The organism is Candidatus Eisenbacteria bacterium (genome assembly GCA_013140805.1).
In the GTDB taxonomy this organism is placed as follows: Bacteria; Eisenbacteria; RBG-16-71-46; order RBG-16-71-46; family RBG-16-71-46; genus JABFRW01.
Genome location: JABFRW010000115.1, coordinates 1 through 3,756, shown reverse-complemented (window position 1 = coordinate 3,756; position 3,756 = coordinate 1). Strand labels below are relative to the sequence as shown.

4 protein-coding genes are annotated in these 3,756 nt (G+C 68.2%); all 4 read right to left on the bottom strand.

From position 1 onward, the window contains the following. Nucleotides 1-831: tRNA pseudouridine(55) synthase TruB (gene truB / locus HOP12_09435; GenBank protein NOT34378.1), on the bottom strand; the 831-nt coding region annotated here is incomplete at its 3' end. Nucleotides 832-836: 5 nt separating this feature from the next. After that, nucleotides 837-1,202, bottom strand: coding sequence for a 30S ribosome-binding factor RbfA (gene rbfA, locus HOP12_09430; GenBank protein ID NOT34377.1), 366 nt, complete (start codon nucleotides 1,200-1,202; stop codon nucleotides 837-839). Beyond that, a complete protein-coding gene (locus HOP12_09425; GenBank protein ID NOT34376.1) occupies nucleotides 1,199-1,480 on the bottom strand; it encodes a DUF503 domain-containing protein in 282 nt (93 codons plus the stop codon). The genes rbfA and HOP12_09425 overlap by 4 nt, the downstream gene beginning before the upstream one ends. A 35-nt stretch (nucleotides 1,481-1,515) precedes the next feature. Further along, nucleotides 1,516-3,681, bottom strand: a complete 2,166-nt coding sequence (infB, locus tag HOP12_09420) for a translation initiation factor IF-2 (protein NOT34375.1) — start codon at nucleotides 3,679-3,681, stop codon at nucleotides 1,516-1,518. Nucleotides 3,682-3,756 lie beyond the last annotated feature (75 nt).

Here is a 3,756-nt window from a genome sequence, read left to right as displayed (position 1 = left end):
CGACCCGGGCGAAGCGCCGCTCGCCGCGGGGCCTCGTTCGGTGGTGTTTCGAGACTCCGCCGGACGGCCACCGACCCCGATCGCCGCGACCCCCGCCGCGTCGAGCGTCACCGCCGGCAGAACCACGAGCGCCTGATCGAGCGGTACGCCGCTGCGCGCGAGGACCTCCGCGACCGGGAGTTCGTCGAGATCGCGCATCGAGACCGCGCGATCGATCCCGAACGGCTCGCTGCGCGTACGCCGAAGCGCGGCGAGCGCCGCGCCGCATCCGAGCGCATTCCCGAGATCGTGTGCGAGAGTTCGGACGTAGGTGCCGCCCGAACACACGATTCGAAACCGCGCCTCGGGCAGCTCGAATCCGAGCCACTCCCAGGACCGGACGTGAACCGAACGCGGGGATCGCTCGACTTCGACGCCGCGGCGCGCCAGCTCGTGCAGCCGCCGGCCCCCGACTTTGAGCGCCGACACCATCGGCGGCACCTGTTCGAGCGCGCCGACGAACGCCCGCGACGCCTCGCGCACCTGCGTCTCCGAGAGGCCCGCGGCATCTCGGGTTTCGAGCACTTCTCCGTCGAGGTCCTGGCTCGCGGTGGTCACCCCGAAGCGCATCGTCGCCTCGTAGGTCTTGGTGCCGCCCTGCCACACGGTGACAGCGCGAGTCGCTGCGCCGAGCGCCACCACGAGCAGGCCGCTGGCTGCGGGGTCGAGCGTGCCCAGGTGCCCGGCGCCGGGGCTGGCGAGCCGCCGCCTCAGCTTCGCCACCGCGTCGTGCGAGGTGATGCCGATCGGCTTGTCGATCGAAACCAGGCCGTGCCAGTCGAGCGTCGCCACCGGCGTCAGTCCGAATCCTCGAGCGGCTCGTGGTCGCGCAGCTTGCGCAGCAGTTCGTCGACACGTGCGCCGTGCTGGATCGAGGTGTCGAGCTTGAAACGCACCTCGGGCATCTCGCGCAACCCGAGCCGCTGTGCGAGTTCGTGGCGCACGAACGGCGCCGCGTGCGCGAGCACCTGCAGCGTCTTCTCGGCCTCTTCCTCGGTCGCCAGAACACTCACGAATACGATCGCGAGCGTGAGGTCCTTGTTCACCTCGACGTCGGTCACGCTCACCATGCCGGTGATACGCGGGTCGCGCAGTTTCGCCTCGAGTATCTCGGCGACCTCGCGGCGCATGCGCTGTGCGACACGTTCCGGACGGATCTTCATGCGCGTTGCTCCTGCCAGTCGAGCAGTTCGGCGCCCGGGGTCGAATACACCTGTTGGCGCACCGACTGCAACAACTCGTCGATGTGGTGAGACGTGCCCGAGACCACCACGACCCCGAGCGCGCATCGCTGCCACAGGTCCTGATGATCGACCTCGGCGACCGCCGCGCTGCAACGCTCGCGGATGCGATCCTTGAGGCTTCGCACCACGGAGCGCTTGTCCTTGAGCGAGGACGCGCCGGGAACATGCAGCTCGATGCGAACGATTCCGACGAACATGGGTCAGGATTCGCGGGCCCAAGGGCCCGCGCCCCTCACAGCGTTCGCGCCAGCGTCTCGATCGTGAACGCCTCGATGACGTCGCCGACCTTGAGGTCGTTCATGCCGTCGAGTCCGATGCCGCACTCGAAGCCGGCTGCGACTTCCTTCACGTCGTCCTTGAAGCGGCGCAGCGAGCCGATACGCCCGGTCCACACCGTCAGTCCGTCGCGCATCAGCCGCACCTTCGAGGTGCGCGGGAAATTGCCGTTGGTGATCATGCAGCCCGCGATGGTGCCGGACTTGGAGAGCTTGAACACGTCGCGAACCTCGGCGGCTCCCAGAATCACTTCGCGCTCCTCGGGCTTCAACATGCCCTCGAGCGCCTGCTTCACGTCCTCGACCGCCTTGTAGATGATGTCGTAGAGGCGAATTTCGACCTTCTCGCGGCCCGCCAGCTCGCGCACCTTCGAGTCGGGACGCACGTGGAAGCCCACGATGATCGCCCCCGAGGCCGAGGCCAGCAGCACGTCGGACTCGGTGATCTGACCGACCGCCTGACGGATCACTCGTACCGCGACCTCGCTGGTGCTGAGCTTGGTGAGCGACTCGGACAATGCTTCGACCGAGCCGTCGACGTCGCCCTTGATCAGCATCTTGAGCTCGTTGACCTCGCCCTGGCTGATCTGCGAATAGATCTCGCTGAGGCTGATGCTCTTGGCGGCGCGGAATTCCTGCTCGCGCATCAGCGCTCCGCGCTTGGTCGCGACCTCGCGCGCTTCGCGCTCATCCGCGAACACCATGAACGGATCACCGGCCGCCGGGGTGCCGCTCCAGCCCAGCACTTCGACCGGCGTCGACGGCCCGGCGGATTTCTTCTGGTGGCCCCGCTCGTCGAACATCGCTCGTACGCGGCCGTGATGATGGCCGGCCACGAATGCGTCGCCGGCGTTCAGCGTGCCGGTCTGAACCAGCAGGCTCGCGACGATGCCGCGCCCCTGTTCGACGCGCGCCTCGATGACCACGCCCTTGGCGCGGCGATGCGGATCCGCCTTGAGATCGAGCAGGTCCGAGGACAGCAGGATCAGCTCCAGCAGCCGATCCACGTTGGTGCCCTTCTTGGCCGAAATGTCCACCGCGACCGTCTTGCCGCCGTACTCCTCGACCACCACGCCGTGCGAAGCCAGCTCCTGGCGCACCAGGTCGGGTCGCGCACCCGGTAGATCGATCTTGTTCACCGCCACCACGATCGGCACGTTCGCCGCCTTGGCGTGGTCGATCGCCTCGACGGTCTGCGGCATGACCCGATCGTCCGCCGCGACCACCAGCACCACGACGTCGGTCACCTGGGCGCCTCGGGCACGCATCGCCGTGAACGCCTCGTGACCGGGAGTGTCGAGGAAGCAGATCTTGCGTCCGCTCGGCAGCACGACGTCGTAGGCGCCGATGTGCTGCGTGATGCCACCCGATTCCCCGGCGATCACGTTGGTCTTGCGGATGTGGTCGAGCAACGAGGTCTTGCCATGATCGACGTGGCCCATGACGGTCACGACCGGCGCACGGGTCTCGAGCACGCCATCGGGCGTGTCGTCCGTCATCGCCGCGGGCTCCTCGAACTCGGTCGTGAACTCGACGGTGTAGCCGAACTCGTCGGCGACCGCCTGGATCGAATCCTTGTCGAGCCGCTTGTTGATGGTCGCGAGCATTCCGAGCCGCATGCAGGTCGTGATCACTTCCTGCGGCTTGACCTGCAGCAGGTTCGCGAGCTCCGACAGCGTGATGAACTCGGTGGTGCGCAGCACTTTCGTTTCTTCGAGTGCGACCTCACCGGTTTCGTCGTCGCGACGGCGATGGCGGCGCTTGAGCGTGCTCGAATCGAGGCTGGCGAGTGTCTTACGGACGTTCTCCTGCACCAGCTTCTCGTCGACCGTGCGCTTTTTCTTCTTGTCCTTGCGGCGCGGACCGCGTCCGCCGCCCGGACCGCTGAACGCAGGGCGCGGCCCCGAGCCGGGAGCCCCGAAGCCGGGGCGCGAGCCAGGGGCACCGCCGAAACCGGGGCGTGATCCAGGCGCTCCGCCGAAGCCGGGGCGCGCGCCGGGAGAACCACCGAAGCCGGGTCGCGAGCCGGGCGAACCGCCGAAGCCGGGGCGTGAGCCAGGAGAACCACCAAAGCCGGGACGCGGTCCGGAGCTCGAGCCACTCGAGCCGGGGCGCGAACCCATTCCCGGTCGCGGCCCCGAAGAGCCGGACGGGCTGCTGGGGCGCGACGACGGTCCGCTCGAAGGCCTGGAAGGCAT